Raw genomic sequence first — 16999 nt, forward strand, 5'->3', positions numbered from 1 at the left:
GTACGTCATGGGAATCTTCACCCGCCGCAACCAGAACGTGAACGTCCAGGACGGCGCCGCCGTCGCCACCCTGGAGGTCGACCCGGCGCTCGCCGCCCTCACCGGCGACTACGTCATCGACGCGGCGCACAGCAGCATCGGCTTCACCGTCCGCCACGCCATGGTCACCAACGTCCGCGGTGCCTTCACCGAGCACGAGGGGGCCCTGCACCTGGACGGCGCCGACCCGGCTCGCTCCTCGGCCACCATCGAGGTCAAGATCGCCTCGGTCGACACCGGCATCGCCGACCGCGACGCCCACCTGCGCAGCGGCGACTTCTTCGACGCCGAGGCCTTCCCGCTGATGACCTTCCGCTCCACCACCGCGGCCACGCTCGGCGGGGACACGTACCGCATCACGGGCGACCTGACGATCAAGGACGTCACCCGCCCGCTCTCCATCGACCTGGAGTTCAACGGCTCGGCCACCGACGCCTACGGCAACGAGCGCGTCGGCTTCGAGGGCTCCGCCGAGATCCTGCGCTCCGACTGGGGCCTGACCTGGAACGCCGCGCTGGAGGCCGGCGGTGTGATGGTCAGCGACAAGGTGAAGCTGACCTTCGACATCTCCGCCATCAAGCAGGCCTGACGCCGGACGTCCCGACGCCCGGAACCGGGGGCGGCTAGAAGCCGCCCCCGCCGTCGAAGCCTCCGCCGCCGAAACCGCCTCCGCCGCCGAAGTCCCCGCCGCCGAAGTCGGACGGGTTGAAGTCGGCCCCGGAGACGTCCCCGCCCTCGAAACCACCGTCCATGCCGCCGCCGTAGTCCGCGGCGTACGCCGGGCTGGACATCATCGAACCGAGCATCGTGCCCACGAGCAGGCCGGGCAGGATGCCGCCGCCGAAGTAGCCGCCGGCCCAGGGGCCGTACGCCGGGCCGGCGTCGTAGTACGGCCGCGGCCCGCGGTCGGTCTCGACCGTACGGACCGCCGGGTCCAGGCCGTCGCGCAGCCGGACGGCGTCCGCCGTGCAGACCGGCACGCTACGGGCGGCCCCGCCCGCCGGGGCCCAGCTCGCGTCCTGCGTACTCGGCCCGTGGCGCGGGTCGAAGAAGCAGGGCGAGCGGCGCTCGGGCAGCGGCCTGCCCTGTCGGCGCGCATCGAGGGTGGCCAGCGCGAAGCGGCCGTCCTCCAGGGCCTGGGTCGCACCCCTGACCTCGTCGGGGTACTGCACCGAGGCCATGATCTGCTTGGCCCTGTCGTAGGAGTCGAGCCCCTGCTCGTAGTCCCCCCGCATCGCGTCGTCGGCGCCCGGCTCGCCCGGGTGGAAGTCGAGCCGTTCGAGCTCCTCGCCGAAGGCCGTGATGTCCTCGTCCACGACCACGCCCAGCCGGGCGATGGCCTCGCGCCGGGCCTCTTCCTTCTTCTTGCGGTTGCGGCGGACCAGCGCGTACGCACTGCCGCCACCCACCACGGCCACCGCGCCGAGGGCGACCAGCCCGCCGACCGGGACGCCCTCGTCGGCGCCGGTGGTGCCCCAGGAAGCGGGAGCACCGCCCCTGACCTGGGTCAGGGCCTGGTCCACGAAGTTGTTGAGCTGCGTGTTCGCGTCCACCGGGGCGCCGGTCTTGACGGCTTCGGTGAGGTTGCGCACGGCGTTCGCCGGCATGACCGCCCGGTCGGCGCCGGCGTCGAAGCCGTCACCGAGCCGGATCGCGTAGAGACCGGTGATACCGGTCTCGGCACGGACGGCGCCGAGCACCTTGTCCTCGGGGAACTCGGCGGTGGCCGGCAGCACGGCCACGAACACCGGCTTCCCCGCATCCTTGATCTTCTTCGCGAGCGCGTCCGCCTGGGCCGTCGACAGCTGCGCCTCGGCCCCCGGGGCGACGTAGACCGGGCCCTGCTTGAGGGCCTCCCCCACGGCCGCGACCCCGGTGGCCGCCGAAGCCTGTGGCGCGGCGACGAGGGCGGTCGTCGCCAGCGCCAGCAGCAGACCGGAGAGCAGCGGTCCGAAGCGTACGGAAATCAGCCTGGTCCTCATACCATGACGCTACCGGAACCGGTACTTTCCCGTGTGAGCTGGATATAAGGGCCGGCGGATCACTCGGCCGGTTCGACGCCCGCGTGCAGGAGGCCGTACGTGAATGCGTCCTCCAGGGCCTGCCAGGACGCCGCGATCACGTTCGGGGCCACCCCGACCGTGGACCACTCGCGTTCGCCGTCCGTGGTCGCGACCAGCACGCGGGTCGTGGACTCCGTGCCGTGCGTGCCCTCCAGGATGCGGACCTTGTAGTCGACCAGCTCGAACTTGGCGAGCTGCGGGTAGAACCGCTCCAATGCCACCCGCAGGGCCCGGTCCAGCGCGTTGACGGGGCCGTTGCCCTCCGCCGTCGCGACGATCCGCTCGCCCTTGGCCCACAGCTTGACCGTGGCCTCGTTGGCGTGGGTGCCGTCCGGGCGGTCCTCGATGATCGCCCGCCAGGACTCGATGCGGAAGTACTTGCGGGCCCGGCCCTCGGCCTCGGCCCGCAGCAGCAGCTCGAAGGAGGCGTCGGCCGCCTCGTACGTGTAGCCCTGGAGCTCACGGGCCTTGACCCGCTCCACGACCCGGGAGATCAGCGCGCGGTCCCCGCCGAGATCGACGCCGAGCTCCTTGCCCTTGAGCTCGATGGAGGCGCGGCCGGCCATGTCGGAGACCAGCATCCGCATGGTGTTGCCGACCCGCTCGGGGTCGATGTGCTGGTAGAGGTCCGGGTCGACCTTGATGGCCGAGGCGTGCAGGCCCGCCTTGTGCGCGAAGGCGGAGACGCCGACGTAGGGCTGGTGCGTGGAGGGGGTGAGGTTCACGACCTCGGCGATGGCGTGCGAGATCCGGGTCATCTCGGCGAGCGCCCCGTCGGGGAGCACCTTGCGCCCGTACTTGATCTCCAGGGCGGCGACGACGGGGAAGAGGTTGGCGTTGCCGACGCGCTCGCCGTACCCGTTCGCCGTGCACTGGACGTGGGTGGCGCCGGCGTCCACCGCGGCCAGCGTGTTGGCGACGGCGCAGCCGGTGTCGTCCTGGGCGTGGATGCCCAGGCGGGCGCCGGTGTCGGCGAGGACGGTGGCGACGGTGGCGGTCACCTGGGCGGGCAGCATCCCGCCGTTGGTGTCGCAGAGGATGACCACGTCGGCGCCGGCCTCGTGGGCGGCGCGGACGACGGACTTGGCGTACTCGGGGTTGGCCCGGTAGCCGTCGAAGAAGTGCTCGCAGTCGACGAAGACGCGGCGGCCCTCGGCGACGAGGTGGGAGACGGTGTCGCGGACCATCTCCAGGTTCTCTTCCAGGGTGGTGCGCAGGGCGAGCTCGACGTGGCGGTCGTGGGACTTGGCGACGAGCGTGATGACCGGGGCGCCGGATTCCAGCAGGGCCCGCACCTGGGGGTCCTGGGCGGCCGAGCCGCCCGCGCGCCGGGTCGCGCCGAAGGCGACCAGTTGGGCGTTCCTGAACCGGATCTCCGCGCGGGCGCGGGCGAAGAACTCGGTGTCACGGGGGTTGGCGCCGGGCCAGCCGCCCTCGATGAAGCCCACTCCGAAGTCGTCCAGATGCCGGGCGATCGTCAGCTTGTCGGCGACCGTGAGGTTGATGCCCTCGCGCTGGGCGCCGTCGCGCAGGGTGGTGTCGAAGACGTGGAAGCTGTCGTCCAGGCCTTCTGACAGCACAGTTGCCGCCTCTGGTGTCGTCGTCATGCTGATCTGACTCCTGTCGGATGAGTGGTTCCGGATGCCCGCCAAAGGGGCAGGCCGCCGTCACTGCCCCCATCATCGCGCGCGGTTCGGTCCCGGCAGGGATGGTCCGGGAAACGAAAAAACCTCTCGCGGGTAGCGAGAGGTCTGCGCGCGGGTCCGAGGCACGGTGGCCGCTTCCGCGGAGTTCTTCCACGGTTCAGCGGCCACTGGGGACCGGCGCGCTGCTGGCGATAATCATGAGCTGAGCAGGCACGCTGGCAGTGTGCCACAACGCTCGCCGCGGATGGACAGGGATCTCAGCATGCGGGCACGCGTCCGCGCCGGTGTTCGACGCGCGGGCTTCGGGGGCACCGGCCCGCACCCGAGTGCGGGCCTCTGCGGCGCCGTTGCGGGGCCAGTGGGGCTAGTGGGGCGGGGTGAGGGTCTCCACCAGGAATTCCCTCACGTGGGTGAGGATCGCCGTCCGGTCCAGCGTCGGCAGGCCCACGGCCAGCTGGATGCTGAATCCGTCGAGCAGGGCCCGGATCCGGGTCGCCACGCGTTCGGCGTCCACCGGGCGGAACTCCCCGCGCGAGATGCCCTCGGCCAGCAGGGCCACCAGGTCACGGTGCCAGGCGCCCTCGATGGCCGCCTGCCGGTCGCGTTCCTGGGGGCCGGCGTTCTGGGAGCGGTTCCAGACCTCCAGCCACAGTGTCCAGTGCGGGTCGCGGGGCTGCGTGGGCACGTACAGGTCCACGTACGCCTGGAGGCGCTCGCTCACCGGTCCGCGGCGGGCGAGCAGGGCCCGCCGCTCGCTGCCCAGTTCCGCCTCGCTCCACTCCAGGGTCTGCAGCAGGAGCTCGTCCTTGCTGCGGAAGTAGTAGAGGAGGTGGCCGCTGCTCATGCCGACCTCGCGGCCCAGGCCGGCCATGGTCAGGCCTTCCAGGCCGCGCTCGGCGATCGTGGCCATGGCGGCGACGAGTACGTCCTCGCGCGGGGGCGCGTTCTTCCGCGCCGCGCGTACCGGTACTCCACCCGCCACCATGGACCCACTCCTTGTCGGTCGGCTGCCGGTCGTCTGCGGATCAGACCTTCGGCTGCTGCTGGGTGATGCAGTGGATACCGCCACCCCCGGCGAAAATCGTACGTGCGTCAACGAGTGTCACGGTCCGCTCGGGGAACAGTCCGCGGAAGATCTCGGCGGCCTCCTCGTCGCGCGGGTCGTCGAAGGCGCAGAGCACGACGCCGCCGTTGCAGAGGTAGTGGTTGATGTACGAGTAGTCCACCCACTCGCCGTCCTCCTCCAGCACGGTCGGCGCCGGGATCTCCACGACCTCCAGCTGCCGGCCCCTGGCGTCGGTGGACGCGCGGAGGATGGCCGCGACGGTCTTGCAGCGCTCGTGGTCCGGGTGGGCCGGGTCGGGCTGCGTGTGGACCATGACGACGCCGGGGCGGGCGAAGGCGGCGACGATGTCGACGTGGCCCTGGGTGCCGTAGGTGCCGTAGTCGCCGGCCAGGCCGTACGGCAGCCAGATCGCCTTGGTGGTCCCGAGGTGGGCGTGGATCTCGGCCTCCACCTGCTGGCGGGTCCAGCCGGGGTTGCGGCCCTCGCCCAGCTGCACGGTGTCGGTGAGGAGTACGGTGCCCTCGCCGTCGACGTGGATGGCGCCGCCCTCGTTGACGAGCTCGGTGCTGTACGTACGGGTGCCGATCACGTCCGAGACGTGCCGGGCGATCTTCGAGTCGTGGTCCCAGCGGGCCCACTCCTGGGCGCCCCAGCCGTTGAAGGTCCAGTCGACGGCCGCGAGCTCGCCGGCGTCGTTGGTGACGAACGTCGGGCCGATGTCGCGCATCCAGGCGTCGTCGAGCTCCTGCTCGACCAGCTGTACGTCGTCGCCCACGATCGCGCGGGCGCTCTCCGCGTCGCCGGGCGAGACCACGAGGGTCACCGGCTCGTACGCGCGGACCGCGCGGGCGACGGCGCCCCAGGCCTCGCGGGCCTCTGCGAGCTCCTGGGCGTTGGTGAAGGTCGGGTTGGGGCTGGGCCAGGCCATCCAGGTGCGCTCGTGGGGCGTCCACTCGGCGGGCATCCGGAAGCCGTCGTTCACAGGCTTGGTCATGGCAGGCAGGTCCTTAGGGGGCTGTGCTGGCTTACAGGCTGTGCCGGCTTTAGAGGAAGTACAGGCGGTTGAGGGAGACCGATTCGGCGGCCTCGGAGCGCAGCGGTTCCCCGTCGAGGGAGACCAGTCCGCTGCGCGGGTCCACATCGACCGCGCCCACCCGGGAGTTGAGCAGGAGGTCCTCGGGGCCGATGCCGCGGGTGCCGCGGACGGCGACGCGGCGTCGGCGGGTCGGCATCTCGTCGCTGCCCAGGGCGGCGGCCGCGGCCGAGACGAAGGCGACGGAGATGTCGGCGGCCGTGGCTCCGTACGAACCGAACTGCGGGCCGAGGACCAGGGGTTCGCAGGTGTCGGTGGCGGCGTTGGGGTCGCCGGTGACGCCGTAGGCGGGGAAGCCGGACTTCAGCACGAGCTGGGGCTTGGCCCCGAAGAACTGCGGGCGCCACAGCACGATGTCGGCGAGTTTGCCGACCTCGATGGAGCCGATCTCGTGGGAGAGGCCGTGGGCGATCGCCGGGTTGATGGTCAGCTTGGCGATGTAGCGCAGGACGCGGGCGTTGTCGTCGCCCTCCCCGTCACCGGCCATCGGGCCGAGTTCGCCCTTCATCTTGGCCGCCATCGCGAAGGTACGGCGGATCGTCTCACCGGCCCGGCCCATGCCCTGGGCGTCGGAGGAGGTGATGCCGATCGCACCGAGATCGTGGAGCACGTCCTCGGCGCCCATCGTCCCGGCCCGGATCCGGTCACGGGCCATCGCGGCATCACCCGGCAGATCCGGCTTCAGGTCGTGGACCGAGACGATCATGCCGTAGTGCTCGGCGACCGCATCCCGCCCGAACGGCAGCGTCGGATTGGTGGAGGAGCCGATGACATTCGGCACCCCCGCCATCTTCAGCACGTTCGGGACATGCCCACCGCCGCAGCCCTCGATGTGGAAGGCGTGGATGGTCCGCCCGTCCAGCACCCGCAGCGTGTCCTCCACCGACAGGCACTCGTTCAGACCGTCACTGTGCAGGGCGACCTGCACGTCGTACTCCTCGGCCACCCGCAACGCCGTGTCCAGGGCCCGCGTATGGGCGCCCATGTCCTCGTGCACCTTGAAACCGGACGCACCGCCCTCGGCCAGCGCCTCGACCAGCGGGGCGGCGTCCGAGGAGGACCCTCGGGCGAGGAAGCCGATGTTGACGGGCCAGGCGTCGAAGGCGTTGAAGGCATGCTTCAGCGCCCACGGGGAGTTGACGCCGACGCCCCAGACGGGGCCGAACTCCTGGCCGATGATCGTGGTCACGCCGCTCGCGAGGGAGGCCTCCATGATCCGCGGGGAGAGCAGGTGGACATGGGTGTCCACGGCTCCGGCCGTCGCGATCAGGCCCTCGCCCGACACGATCGTCGTGCCGGTGCCGACGACCACGTCGACGCCGTCGAGGGTGTCCGGGTTGCCCGCCCGGCCGATCGCATGGATCCGGCCCTCACGGATACCGATCGACACCTTCCGGATACCGAGCACCGCATCGATCACCAGCACATTGCTGATCACCACATCACAGGTCTCACGCACCGCGGCCGCCTTCAGATGCAGCCCGTCACGCGCCGTCTTCCCGAAACCCGCCAGGAACTCGTCACCCGGCTTCTGCGCATCGTGCTCCACCCGGACCGTCAGCCCGGAATCACCGAGCCGCACCCGGTCGCCGGCCCGCGGCCCGAACACGGACGCGTACTCGTGCGGATCGATGTGCCGGCCGCCCGGCGCACAGTGATCACTGTGCGGGGTCTTCCTGCTCACGCCCGGTCTCCGTCCTCGTGTTCGGCGGCCACGCCCAGGTAGCCGCAGGCCGCCGCACGGCGCAGGGCCTCTTCCCTGGCTCCCGGCACATCCAGGGGCCCGTCCACCAACCCCGCGAAACCGACCGCGATCCGGTCACCGCCGATGGGCACCAGGCCGACCTCGCCCTCGCCGTGGGGGTCGAACCGTACGGACGAGCCCGCCGGGACGCACAGCCGCATCCCGTAGGCCGCGGCCCGGTCGAAGTCGAGCCGCGGGTTCGCCTCGAAGAAGTGGAAGTGCGAGGTCACGCTCACCGGCACCGCGGCGGTATTGCGGACGCGCAGGTGCAGGACCGGCTCCGGCTGCGGGGCGCCGGGGCCGGGGACGACCGCACCCGGGGCGTCGTCGCCGAGCGGGACCGCGCCCCGGATGGGGGACGAGACCACCGCGAGACGGGACCCGTCGTCGAAGACGGCCTCCACGTGCACCTCGGCGACCACGTCGGCGACGCCCGGCAGGACATCGCCCGGGCCCAGCACGCTGCGGGCCTCCTCGATGGCCTCGGCGAGCCGCTTGCCGTCGCGCGCCGCCTCGCAGACCGTGTCCGCGATCAGCGCGGTCGCCTCCGGGACATTGAGTTTCAGGCCACGGGCCCGCCGGGCCCTGGCCAGCTCCGCAGCGCTGCGGAGCAGCAGCCGGTCGCGCTCCGTAGGGGTCAGCCGCACGCCGATCCACCACCTCTTGAATCGATGGGTTAGAGCATCACTCTAACTCTTCATTTCGTTGCAGGGAATCATTGACCTGGGACCAGCCCTTGGGTCACATTGAGTGTCGCTCAAACATAAGCGCAACCACCCCCCGCCCTGCCAAGGGAGTCCCCCATGCCCATCGAACAGCGCGGAGTCGACACCATCCCCGAGGACGAGCGGACGAGCGGTCCCCGTGACCTGATCTCGATCCTTCTCGGTTCCAACCTCTGCCTCGGTGTGATCGTCTTCGGCTGGCTGCCCCCGTCCTTCGGACTGGGCCTGTGGCCCTCGGTCACCGCCATCGTGACCGGCACGCTCGTCGGTATCGTCTTCACCGCGCCGCTGGCGCTCGTCTCCCTGCGCACCGCGACCAACCTCTCGACCTCCAGCGGCGCCCAGTTCGGCGTCCGCGGCAGGCTCGTGGGCTCGGTGGTGGGCCTGCTGCTCTCCCTCGGCTATACCGCGCTCACCCTGTGGATCGGCGGCGACGTGATGGTGGGCACCCTCTCCCGCCTCACCGGACTGCCGGACACCGGTGTCTCGCGGGCCGTGATGTACGGCGTCCTCGCCGCCTGTACGGTCGTCGCGGCCGTCTTCGGCTACCGGCTGCTGCTGCGCATGAGCAAGATCCTGGCCATCGGCATGGTGGTGCTGCTGGCCATCGGCGTCTTCGCCTACTCCGGGGACTTCACCACCGCCGCCCCGCCGGAGACCGCGTACCTGCTCGGCTCCTTCTGGCCGACCTGGATCCTCGCCGCCGTCGCCGCCGGGCTCAGCGGCCCGGTCGCCTTCATCACCCTGCTCGGCGACTACACCCGTTACATCTCCCCGCGCCGGCACAGCTCCCGCAAGGTGCTCCGGGCCACCGGTCTCGGCCTGCTCTTCGGCCTGCTGATCCCGCAGCTGTTCGGCACCTACACGGCGCTCGCCGCCCGGGCCGGGGCCGAGTACGCCGGGCCGCTGGTCGAGGCGGCGCCGTTCTGGTACCTGGTGCCGCTGCTCGCCGCCGCCGCGGGCGGTTCGGTGGGCAACGCCGGGCTGATGCTCTACTCGATGGGCCTCGACCTCGACGCGATCGTGCCCAGGGCCACCCGGACCACGGCCACCCTCGTCGCGGCGGCCGTCGCCACCGCCTTCGTGTTCATCGGCTCCTTCGAGTGGGACGTGCAGTCCGCGATGACCTCGTTCGTGCTGGTGCTGACCGCCATCGGCACCCCGTGGGCCGTGATCACCCTGATCGGGTACGTGCGCTGCCGCGGGCGCTACGACGCCGACGCGCTCCAGGTCTTCAACCGCCGCTCGGTGGGCGGGATCTACTGGTACCGCTCCGGCTGGAACCTCGCGGCCACCGCCTCCTGGGCGATCGGCGCGGGCGTCGGCCTGCTCGCCGTGACCACCCCGTTCTACGAGGGCCCGCTGCTCGCCCTCACCGGCGGCGTGGACTGCTCCTTCGTCCTCTCCGGCCTGACGGGCGGGCTCGTCTACACCGCGCTCACCGCCCGCCGCTCCCCCGCCCCGGTCCCGGTGGTCGCCGCCGCCGAGGAGCCCGCGAACGCGTAAGCACCCCCGTACGTACGCACGCAGGCCCGCACCCCGGACATCCGGGGCGCGGGCCTGCGCCGTACGTGGAGCAGCCGGGAACTAGCCCAGCGGGTGCATCCAGCCGTGGGTGTCGGCGCTGTGGCCGGTCTGGAGTTCCAGCAGCGCCTTGCGCAGGCGCATGGTGACCTGGCCCGGCTCGCCGTCGCCCTGGGTCCAGTTGGCCCGCTCGGACTTGACCGAGCCGACCGGGGTGATGACGGCGGCGGTGCCGCAGGCGAACACCTCGGTGAGGGTGCCGTTGGCGTTGTCGCGCTGCCAGTCCTCGGTGGTCAGGCGGCCCTCCTCGGCGGTGTAGCCGAGGTCGCGGGCAATGGTGAGGAGGGAGTCGCGGGTGATGCCGGGAAGGAGGGAGCCGGTGAGCTCCGGGGTGACGATGCGGTCCCCGTACACGAAGTACAGGTTCATCCCGCCCATCTCCTCGATCCAGCGGTGCTCGACGGCGTCGAGCCAGACCACCTGGTCGCAGCCGTGCGAGGCGGCCTGGGCCTGCGCGACGAGCGAGGCCGCGTAGTTGCCGCCCGTCTTGGCCGCGCCGGTGCCGCCCTTGACCGCGCGGACGTAGTCCTCGGAGAGCCAGACCGAGACGGGCTTGACGCCACCGGGGAAGTACGCGCCTGCGGGCGAGGCGATGACGATGAAGAGGAACTCGTTCGCCGGGCGGACACCGAGGCCGACCTCGGAGGCGAACATGAAGGGCCGCAGGTAGAGCGAGGCCTCGCCGGAGTCCGGCACCCAGGCGCGGTCCTGCTTGATCAGCGCGTCGCAGGCGTCGATGAACAGCTCGGTCGGCAGCTCCGGCATGGCCATGCGGCGGGCGGAGGACTGGAAGCGCGCGGCGTTGGCCTCGGGGCGGAAGGTGGCCACGGTGCCGTCGGGCTGGCGGTAGGCCTTGAGACCCTCGAAGATCGTCTGCGCGTAGTGCAGCGTCATGTTCGCCGGGTCGATCGCGAGCGGCGCGTACGGGACCAGCTCGGCATCGTGCCAGCCGCGGCCCTCGGTCCACTTGATCGTCACCATGTGATCGGTGAAGTGGCGGCCGAAGCCGGGGCTGGCCAGGATCGCCTCGCGCTCCGCATCGGACAGCGGGTTCGAGGAGGGCTTGAGCTCGATCGTGGGCGTCGTCATGAGTGCTTGTCCTTCACCGGTTGTGTATGGCGGACCGCGCTCACGGCGTACTAGGACGTCCGAGCTTCCCCGCATTCCGCGGCCTCGCGTTCGATTATCGCGCGCGGGCAGGCTTCGGAGAAGCGGGGAGAGCGGCCCAGGGGAGATGGTGGCACCCGGGGCCGCACAGGAAAAGCCGCCGGGTCCCATTGTGACCCGGCGGCTTCCTGAGGTGGAGCTGCCGGGTCAGCCGGCTACTCGAGCGGCGAGGGCGTCGCCGATCGCGTCGGTGGAGCGGAAGGTTCCGTCACGCTCCGCGAGGTCGGCGGTGACCGCGTCCTCGATGCGGGCGGCCTCGGACTCGTGGCCGAGGTGACGCAGCAGGAGGGCGACGGAGAGGATCGTCGCGGTCGGGTCGGCCTTGCCGGTGCCGGCGATGTCCGGGGCCGAGCCGTGGACGGGCTCGAACATGGACGGGAAGGAGCCGGTCGGGTTGATGTTCCCGGAGGCGGCGAGGCCGATTCCGCCGGTCACGGCGGCGGCCAGGTCGGTGAGGATGTCACCGAAGAGGTTGTCCGTGACGATGACGTCGAAGCGCTCGGGCTGCGTGACGAAGAAGATCGTCGCGGCGTCGACGTGCAGGTAGTCGGTGGTGACCTCGGGGTACTCCTGGCCGACCTTGTCGAAGATGTTCTTCCACATGTGGCCGGCGTACACGAGGACGTTGTTCTTGTGGACCAGCGTCAGCTTCTTGCGGGGGCGGGCGTTCGCCCGCTCGTACGCGTCGCGGACGACGCGCTCGACGCCGTACGCGGTGTTGATGCTGACCTCGGTGGCCACCTCGGCGGGGGTGCCGGTGCGCAGGCTGCCGCCGTTGCCGGTGTACGGACCCTCGGTGCCCTCGCGGACCACGACGAAGTCGATCTCCGGACGGCCGGCGAGCGGGGTGGCCGTGTTCGGGAACAGCTTCGACGGGCGCAGGTTGATGAAGTGGTCGAAGGCGAAGCGGAGCTTCAGCAGCAGGCCGCGCTCCAGCACGCCGGACGGGACCGAGGGGTCGCCGATGGCGCCGAGGAGGATCGCGTCGTGGTGTTTGAGAGCTTCGAGCTCCGCGTCCGGGAGGGTTTCACCGGTGCGGTGCCAGCGCTGGGCCCCGAGGTCGTACTGCTTGGTCTCCAGCTTCACATCCTGGGGCAGGACCGCGGTAAGGACCTTGAGTCCCTGAGCCACGACTTCCTGGCCGATGCCATCACCGGGGATCACTGCGAGATTGATGCTGGTCGACATGACGGAACCGTACTCCGTGTCCCAGCCCTCAGACATTCTGCGTCCACCATGTGGACCAAGGTGGGGTCCGCGGTGGGGCCGCGGTGGACGCAGAATCTCTCGGGCGGCGCTGGTCAGTGGCCGGTGGATCCGCCGTTGTCACGGCGGTCGAGGGCCCGCTGGAGAGCGGCGGCGGCGTTCTTGCGGTCGTCGGCCGAGGCGGAGCTGTGGCGGACGCGGCGGGTGGCGGTGGAAGCGGTCATGGTGATCGACTCCTTGAGATCACGGCGTGGCGAAGCCACGGATGAGGGGTTCCTTCAAGGCGCCGGAAGAGGCGGGGAGCAGTGCGCCGCAGGGGTTGCCTGCCAGGGGCGCGCGCTCTCGACCGCCATTCGCCGGATCGGCGAGACGTTCGGCTTCTACAAAGCTAGGGCAGGTCCCGTTGTATGTCTCGGCAATTACTCGGGCTTCCTACTATCTGAGACGCGAGGACCCTCGGAAGGCCCCGTCCCGGGCATCCGTTTCACCCCCTCTCGGAGCGAAGTTCCCTGATCAGAGCCCTGACGGCGAGAGTCGACGCCGATTCCGGCGTAGTGACGTATCCCACCTGTCTCACCGGCCCCCCAGGGCCCAGATCGGTGATGCCCACCGCCCCGGTGGCCTCCCTCAGCGACAGCTCGGGCATGATCGCCATGCCGAGCCCGCGGCCGACCATGGTCAGCACCATCGCGTCGTCCTCCGCCTTGACCGTGGCCCGCGGGATCCAGTCCTGGGCCCGCCACCAGGAGCGCGTGTACGAGCCGCAGTTCTCGTCCCAGTCCATCAGCGGCAGGCCCTTCGGGTCCGGGTGCCCGGCCGGGTGGACCAGGCGGTACGCCTCCTGCGCGAGCACCCCGGTCAGCAGGCCGGGGGGCGCGTCGTGCGACCCGCCCAGCGTGGCGATGCCCAGGTCGGCGCGGCCCGACGCCACTTCCCCGGCCGCGCCGGCGCCGATCTCGCGCACCACGCGGACCTCGGGGCGGATACCCGGGTGCCGGGAGGCGAGCCGCTCCAGGGCGGGCGGCAGCAGATGCAGGGCCGCACTGCGGAAGGCGGCGATCCGCAGCACGCCCTCCACCGTGTCGCGGCCCGCACCGCCACCCGCGCCACCGCGGCCCGCGCCGCGCGCCTCCGCGCCCAGGACCTCGTACATCCGCAGGATCCGGCGGCCGAGGGCGACCGCCCGGTCCCCCGCCGGGGTGGGCGTGGCCCCGCCGCGGCCGCGCTCGAAGAGCACCGTGCCGACCTTGGCCTCGGTGCCGCGCACGGAGTGGGAGACGGCGGACTGGGTGAGGCCGAGCGCGGTGGCGGCGGCGGTGAAGCCGCCGCTCTCGGCGACGGCGACCAGGATCCGCAGTTCCTGGGGCAGCAGGTCGGCAGTGCTTCCCGCCATGCGCGCTTCCACCTCGTTCTATGAGCGGTGTTCATGGATGGGCGGCTTCCATGAACGCAACCCCCTGCCCGGGCCGCCCATTCCTTCCTAGCGTCGGGCCCATGACCACGAACACCGCTCGCTTCGTCCACCAGATCGCCCGCCCCTCCGGCTTCCCCACCGCCGCGGACTTCGCCCTCGTCGCCTCGCCGGTGCCGGAGCCGGGGCCCGGCGCCGCGCTCGTGGAGAACCTCCTGCTCTCGGTGGACCCGTACCACCGCGGCCTGATGGACGGCGGCGAGGGCGGCTTCGAGCTGAACACCCCGCTGGAGGGACGCTCGGTGGGCCGGGTGATCGCCTCCCGCGATCCGGGGCTGCGCGAGGGCGACCTGGTCTTCCACCGCGCGGGCTGGCGGACCCACGCCCCGGTCACCCTGGGCGTGGACGGAACGCGCAGGCTGCGCGGCCACGACGGCGTCCCGCTGGAGGCGTACCTCTCCCACCTCGGCGGCACCGGCCTGACCGCGTACGCCGCCCTCACCCGGACGGCCGCCCTGCGGGGCGGCGAGGACCTCTTCGTCTCCGCCGCCGCGGGCGGGGTCGGCACGGCCGCCGGCCACATCGCCCGGCTGCTGGGCGCCCGGCGGATCATCGGCAGCGCGGGATCGGCGGCGAAGGTCCGTCACCTCACCGACTCACTCGGCTTCGACGCGGCCTTCGACTACCACGACGGCCCGGTCGGCGAGCAGCTCGCGCAGGCCGCCCCGGACGGCATCGACGTCTACGTGGACAACGTCGGCGGGGAGCACCTGGAGGGGGCGATCGACGCGCTGCGCGAGTACGGGCGGATCGCGTGGGTCGGCGCGATCTCGATGTACAACGGGGACCGCTCGCCCGCCGCACCCCGCAACCTCTTCGAGGTCGTACACAAGTCGCTACGACTGGAAGGGGTATTGGTTCGCAATCACACCAATCTGCAGGAGGAGCTTGAGGAGTTCCTCGTACCCCATCTGCGCAGCGGCCGGATCGGCACCGACACCACCGTTGTCCAGGGCTTCGACCGGACGGTGGAGGCCTTTCTGGGCATGCTCCGGGGTGAGAATCTGGGCAAGATGCTGGTCCGGACCGGTGGCTGATTCCAGCCACCCCTATGTTCACCGAACTCTTACCGCACGGATGTAGACCTTTGATCCCGGCGCCGCCACTCTTGCCGTCGTTGTGCCAGCGGGGCACTTGAGTTGGAGGCGAGAGGCCAGTGACACCGATCAGCCGCAGAGGTTTCGTGGGAATCGGCGCCGGGCTCGTGGCGGGCGCCACCCTGCCCGCGATGACGCCGACCACGGCGGCCGCGGCCGCCGCTACCGGCACCATCACCGACGTGAAGCACGTGGTGATCCTGATGCAGGAGAACCGCAGCTTCGACCACTACTTCGGCAGGCTGAAGGGCGTCCGCGGCTTCGGCGACCGCGCCGCCGGCAACATCCCGGGCGGCTGGGGCATGTTCAACCAGCCCAACTGGGGCGGCCGCCAGTACCCGTGGAAGCTGTCCGCCACCCCGCCGGCGGGCGGGGTGGACGGCGAGACGCTGGCCCAGTGCAACGGCGACCTCCCGCACAGCTGGACCTCGCAGCACGCCGCCTGGAACAAGGGCCGGATGGACAACTGGGTCCTCGGCGTCGGCAACACCCGTACCCTCGGCTACCTGGACCGGGGAGACATCCCCTTCCACTACGGCCTCGCCGACAACTACACGGTCTGCGACGCGTACTTCTGCTCCACCCTCAGCGCGACCGGCCCGAACCGCACCTTCCTGTGGAGCGGCAGGATCGACGCCTCCAGCAAGGACGGCGGCGACGAGTCCGGGCTGACCTGGGAGACCTACGCGGAGGCCCTCCAGCGGGCCGGGATGACCTGGAAGGTCTACCAGAACGCCCAGGACAACTACGGGGACAACGGGCTGGCCTACTTCAAGAAGTTCACGGACGCGGCCCCCGGCAACCCGCTGTGGGACCGCGGCATGGGCTCGGTCCCCAAGGTCACCGGCTCCACCCCGGACGACATCGCGGCCGCGATACGCGCCGACGTCGTCGCGGGCACCCTGCCCCAGGTGTCCTGGGTCGTGGCCAGCGAGGCCTTCTCGGAGCACCCGTACGCCCCGCCCGGCGACGGCGCGCACTTCGTGGACCTGGTCCACCGGGCGCTGGCCGCGAACCCCGAGGTCTTCGACTCCACGGTCCTCTTCCTCAACTACGACGAGAACGACGGCTTCTTCGACCACGTCCCGCCGCCGGTCGCGCCGCCCGGCACCCCCGGCGAGTACATCGACGGCACCCCGATCGGGCTCGGCTTCCGCGTCCCGATGATCGTGATGTCCCCGTGGACCCGCGGCGGCTGGGTGAGCTCCGAGGTCTTCGACCACACCTCGGTCCTGCGGTTCATGGAGACATGGACGGCCGCCCTCGGCACCCCCGCGACCTGCCCGAACATCAGCGCCTGGCGCCGCAGGGTGGTCGGCGACCTGACCGGCGTCTTCGACTTCGCGCACCCGGTCTACGGGGTCCCCGCGGGCCTCCCGTCCACCGCCGAGGTGATCGGCCAGTCGACCTGCGCCCCGCTGCCCAACCCGGCCCCGCAGGACAACGCCCTCCCGGCGCAGGAGCCCGGTACCCGCCCGGCACGGGCCCTGCCGTACCAGGTGAACGGCAATCTGGACCGCTTCGAGTTCGGGGCGGCCGGCAAGATCCTGGCCTGGTTCTCGATGACCAACCAGGGCGCCGAGGCGAAGCGGGCGGCGCACTTCTCGATCCACCCGCACCAGCACCGGGACACGGCGGCCTGGCAGTACACGGTCGACCCGGGCGCCACGGGCAGCGACTACTTCAACATCGGCCTCGGCCACGGCTCGGGCAAGTACGACATCTCCATGCACGGGCCGAACCGCTTCCTGCGCCGCTTCATCGGCGACGCCTCGAAGCCGGGCAAGGACATCGAGGTGGTCGCCCGCTTCGCGGTCGAGCCGGGCACCGGCAGAACGGCGGTCTACTTCAGGATGAAGAACGCCTCCGGCTCCCCCGTCACCTTCACGATCCGCTCGAACGCCTACCGCACGGACGGCCCGTGGACCTACACGGTCCCGGCGAACTCCTCGCGCGAGGACTACTTCAACGCCGTGGCCTACAGCAACGGCTGGTACGACTTCACGATCCTGGCCGACTCCGACGGCACCTGGTCGCGCCGCTACACGGGCCACATCGAGTCGGGCGCGCCCAGCATCTCGGGGTCGTAGCGCGCACG

14 protein-coding genes are annotated in these 16999 nt (G+C 71.3%); 4 read left to right on the plus strand and 10 right to left on the minus strand.

The window, feature by feature from the left end; all coding sequences use genetic code 11:
• Positions 1-7: 7 nt before the first annotated feature.
• Positions 8-628, plus strand: coding sequence for a YceI family protein (locus OG373_RS12785; RefSeq protein ID WP_405438252.1), 621 nt, complete (start codon positions 8-10; stop codon positions 626-628).
• Between the two features lie 34 nt (positions 629-662).
• On the opposite strand, the gene OG373_RS12790 is transcribed toward OG373_RS12785, so the two are convergent.
• The 6 genes from OG373_RS12790 to ureA form a co-directional block, all read right to left on the minus strand.
• Positions 663-2021, minus strand: coding sequence for a hypothetical protein (locus OG373_RS12790; protein WP_405438255.1), 1359 nt, complete (start codon positions 2019-2021; stop codon positions 663-665).
• Between the two features lie 59 nt (positions 2022-2080).
• Positions 2081-3709 (minus strand): citramalate synthase, encoded by a 1629-nt coding sequence (gene cimA / locus OG373_RS12795; RefSeq protein ID WP_405438257.1) that lies wholly within the window; start codon positions 3707-3709, stop codon positions 2081-2083.
• A 403-nt stretch (positions 3710-4112) separates the two neighbouring features.
• Complete coding sequence (locus OG373_RS12800; protein WP_397732419.1) at positions 4113-4733, minus strand: TetR/AcrR family transcriptional regulator; 621 nt, start codon at positions 4731-4733, stop codon at positions 4113-4115.
• Between the two features lie 40 nt (positions 4734-4773).
• Positions 4774-5808: an agmatine/peptidylarginine deiminase gene (locus OG373_RS12805; RefSeq protein WP_405438260.1), complete on the minus strand. Its 1035-nt coding sequence runs from the start codon at positions 5806-5808 to the stop codon at positions 4774-4776.
• A 49-nt stretch (positions 5809-5857) separates the two neighbouring features.
• Complete coding sequence (locus tag OG373_RS12810) at positions 5858-7591, minus strand: urease subunit alpha (RefSeq protein WP_405438261.1); 1734 nt, start codon at positions 7589-7591, stop codon at positions 5858-5860.
• Complete coding sequence (gene ureA / locus OG373_RS12815; protein ID WP_405438263.1) at positions 7588-8298, minus strand: urease subunit gamma; 711 nt, start codon at positions 8296-8298, stop codon at positions 7588-7590. Before ureA ends, OG373_RS12810 begins: the two co-directional genes overlap by 4 nt.
• Positions 8299-8454: 156 nt before the next feature.
• On the opposite strand from ureA, the gene OG373_RS12820 reads away from it, so the two are divergent.
• Positions 8455-9882 (plus strand): cytosine permease, encoded by a 1428-nt coding sequence (locus OG373_RS12820; protein WP_405438265.1) that lies wholly within the window; start codon positions 8455-8457, stop codon positions 9880-9882.
• 81 nt (positions 9883-9963) lie between these two features.
• Here the strand turns inward: OG373_RS12820 and OG373_RS12825 are convergent, their stop codons facing one another.
• From OG373_RS12825 to OG373_RS12840, 4 genes are all read right to left on the minus strand, one after another.
• Positions 9964-11049: a branched-chain amino acid aminotransferase gene (locus OG373_RS12825; RefSeq protein WP_397732427.1), complete on the minus strand. Its 1086-nt coding sequence runs from the start codon at positions 11047-11049 to the stop codon at positions 9964-9966.
• 225 nt (positions 11050-11274) lie between these two features.
• On the minus strand, positions 11275-12315 hold the full coding sequence (locus OG373_RS12830) for a 3-isopropylmalate dehydrogenase (protein WP_405438267.1): 1041 nt from the start codon (positions 12313-12315) through the stop codon (positions 11275-11277).
• A gap of 113 nt (positions 12316-12428) precedes the next feature.
• Positions 12429-12557, minus strand: coding sequence for a hypothetical protein (locus tag OG373_RS12835; protein ID WP_257789859.1), 129 nt, complete (start codon positions 12555-12557; stop codon positions 12429-12431).
• Between the two features lie 260 nt (positions 12558-12817).
• On the minus strand, positions 12818-13726 hold the full coding sequence (locus OG373_RS12840; protein WP_405438269.1) for a LysR family transcriptional regulator: 909 nt from the start codon (positions 13724-13726) through the stop codon (positions 12818-12820).
• A 101-nt stretch (positions 13727-13827) separates the two neighbouring features.
• On the opposite strand from OG373_RS12840, the gene OG373_RS12845 reads away from it, so the two are divergent.
• Entirely contained in the window at positions 13828-14841 is a 1014-nt protein-coding gene (locus OG373_RS12845; protein ID WP_405438271.1) for an NADP-dependent oxidoreductase, read from the plus strand.
• Positions 14842-14960: 119 nt separating this feature from the next.
• Positions 14961-16991, plus strand: a complete 2031-nt coding sequence (locus OG373_RS12850; RefSeq protein WP_405438273.1) for a phosphocholine-specific phospholipase C — start codon at positions 14961-14963, stop codon at positions 16989-16991.
• The last annotated feature ends 8 nt before the right edge of the window (positions 16992-16999 follow it).

This window comes from Streptomyces avidinii (assembly GCF_045161815.1).
Lineage (GTDB): Bacteria > Actinomycetota > Actinomycetes > Streptomycetales > Streptomycetaceae > Streptomyces > Streptomyces avidinii.

Excerpts from the sequence above, each read along its gene's own strand:
- OG373_RS12840 (WP_405438269.1), bottom strand. The coding sequence starts at position 13,726 with ATGGCGGGAAGCACTGCCGACCTGCTGCCCCAGGAACTGCGGATCCTG.
- cimA (WP_405438257.1), bottom strand. The coding sequence starts at position 3,709 with ATGACGACGACACCAGAGGCGGCAACTGTGCTGTCAGAAGGCCTGGAC.
- OG373_RS12845 (WP_405438271.1), top strand. The coding sequence starts at position 13,828 with ATGACCACGAACACCGCTCGCTTCGTCCACCAGATCGCCCGCCCCTCC.
- OG373_RS12830 (WP_405438267.1), bottom strand. The coding sequence starts at position 12,315 with ATGTCGACCAGCATCAATCTCGCAGTGATCCCCGGTGATGGCATCGGC.
- OG373_RS12790 (WP_405438255.1), bottom strand. The coding sequence starts at position 2,021 with ATGAGGACCAGGCTGATTTCCGTACGCTTCGGACCGCTGCTCTCCGGT.
- OG373_RS12835 (WP_257789859.1), bottom strand. The coding sequence starts at position 12,557 with ATGACCGCTTCCACCGCCACCCGCCGCGTCCGCCACAGCTCCGCCTCG.
- OG373_RS12785 (WP_405438252.1), top strand. The coding sequence starts at position 8 with ATGGGAATCTTCACCCGCCGCAACCAGAACGTGAACGTCCAGGACGGC.
- OG373_RS12825 (WP_397732427.1), bottom strand. The coding sequence starts at position 11,049 with ATGACGACGCCCACGATCGAGCTCAAGCCCTCCTCGAACCCGCTGTCC.
- OG373_RS12800 (WP_397732419.1), bottom strand. The coding sequence starts at position 4,733 with ATGGTGGCGGGTGGAGTACCGGTACGCGCGGCGCGGAAGAACGCGCCC.
- OG373_RS12820 (WP_405438265.1), top strand. The coding sequence starts at position 8,455 with ATGCCCATCGAACAGCGCGGAGTCGACACCATCCCCGAGGACGAGCGG.
- OG373_RS12805 (WP_405438260.1), bottom strand. The coding sequence starts at position 5,808 with ATGACCAAGCCTGTGAACGACGGCTTCCGGATGCCCGCCGAGTGGACG.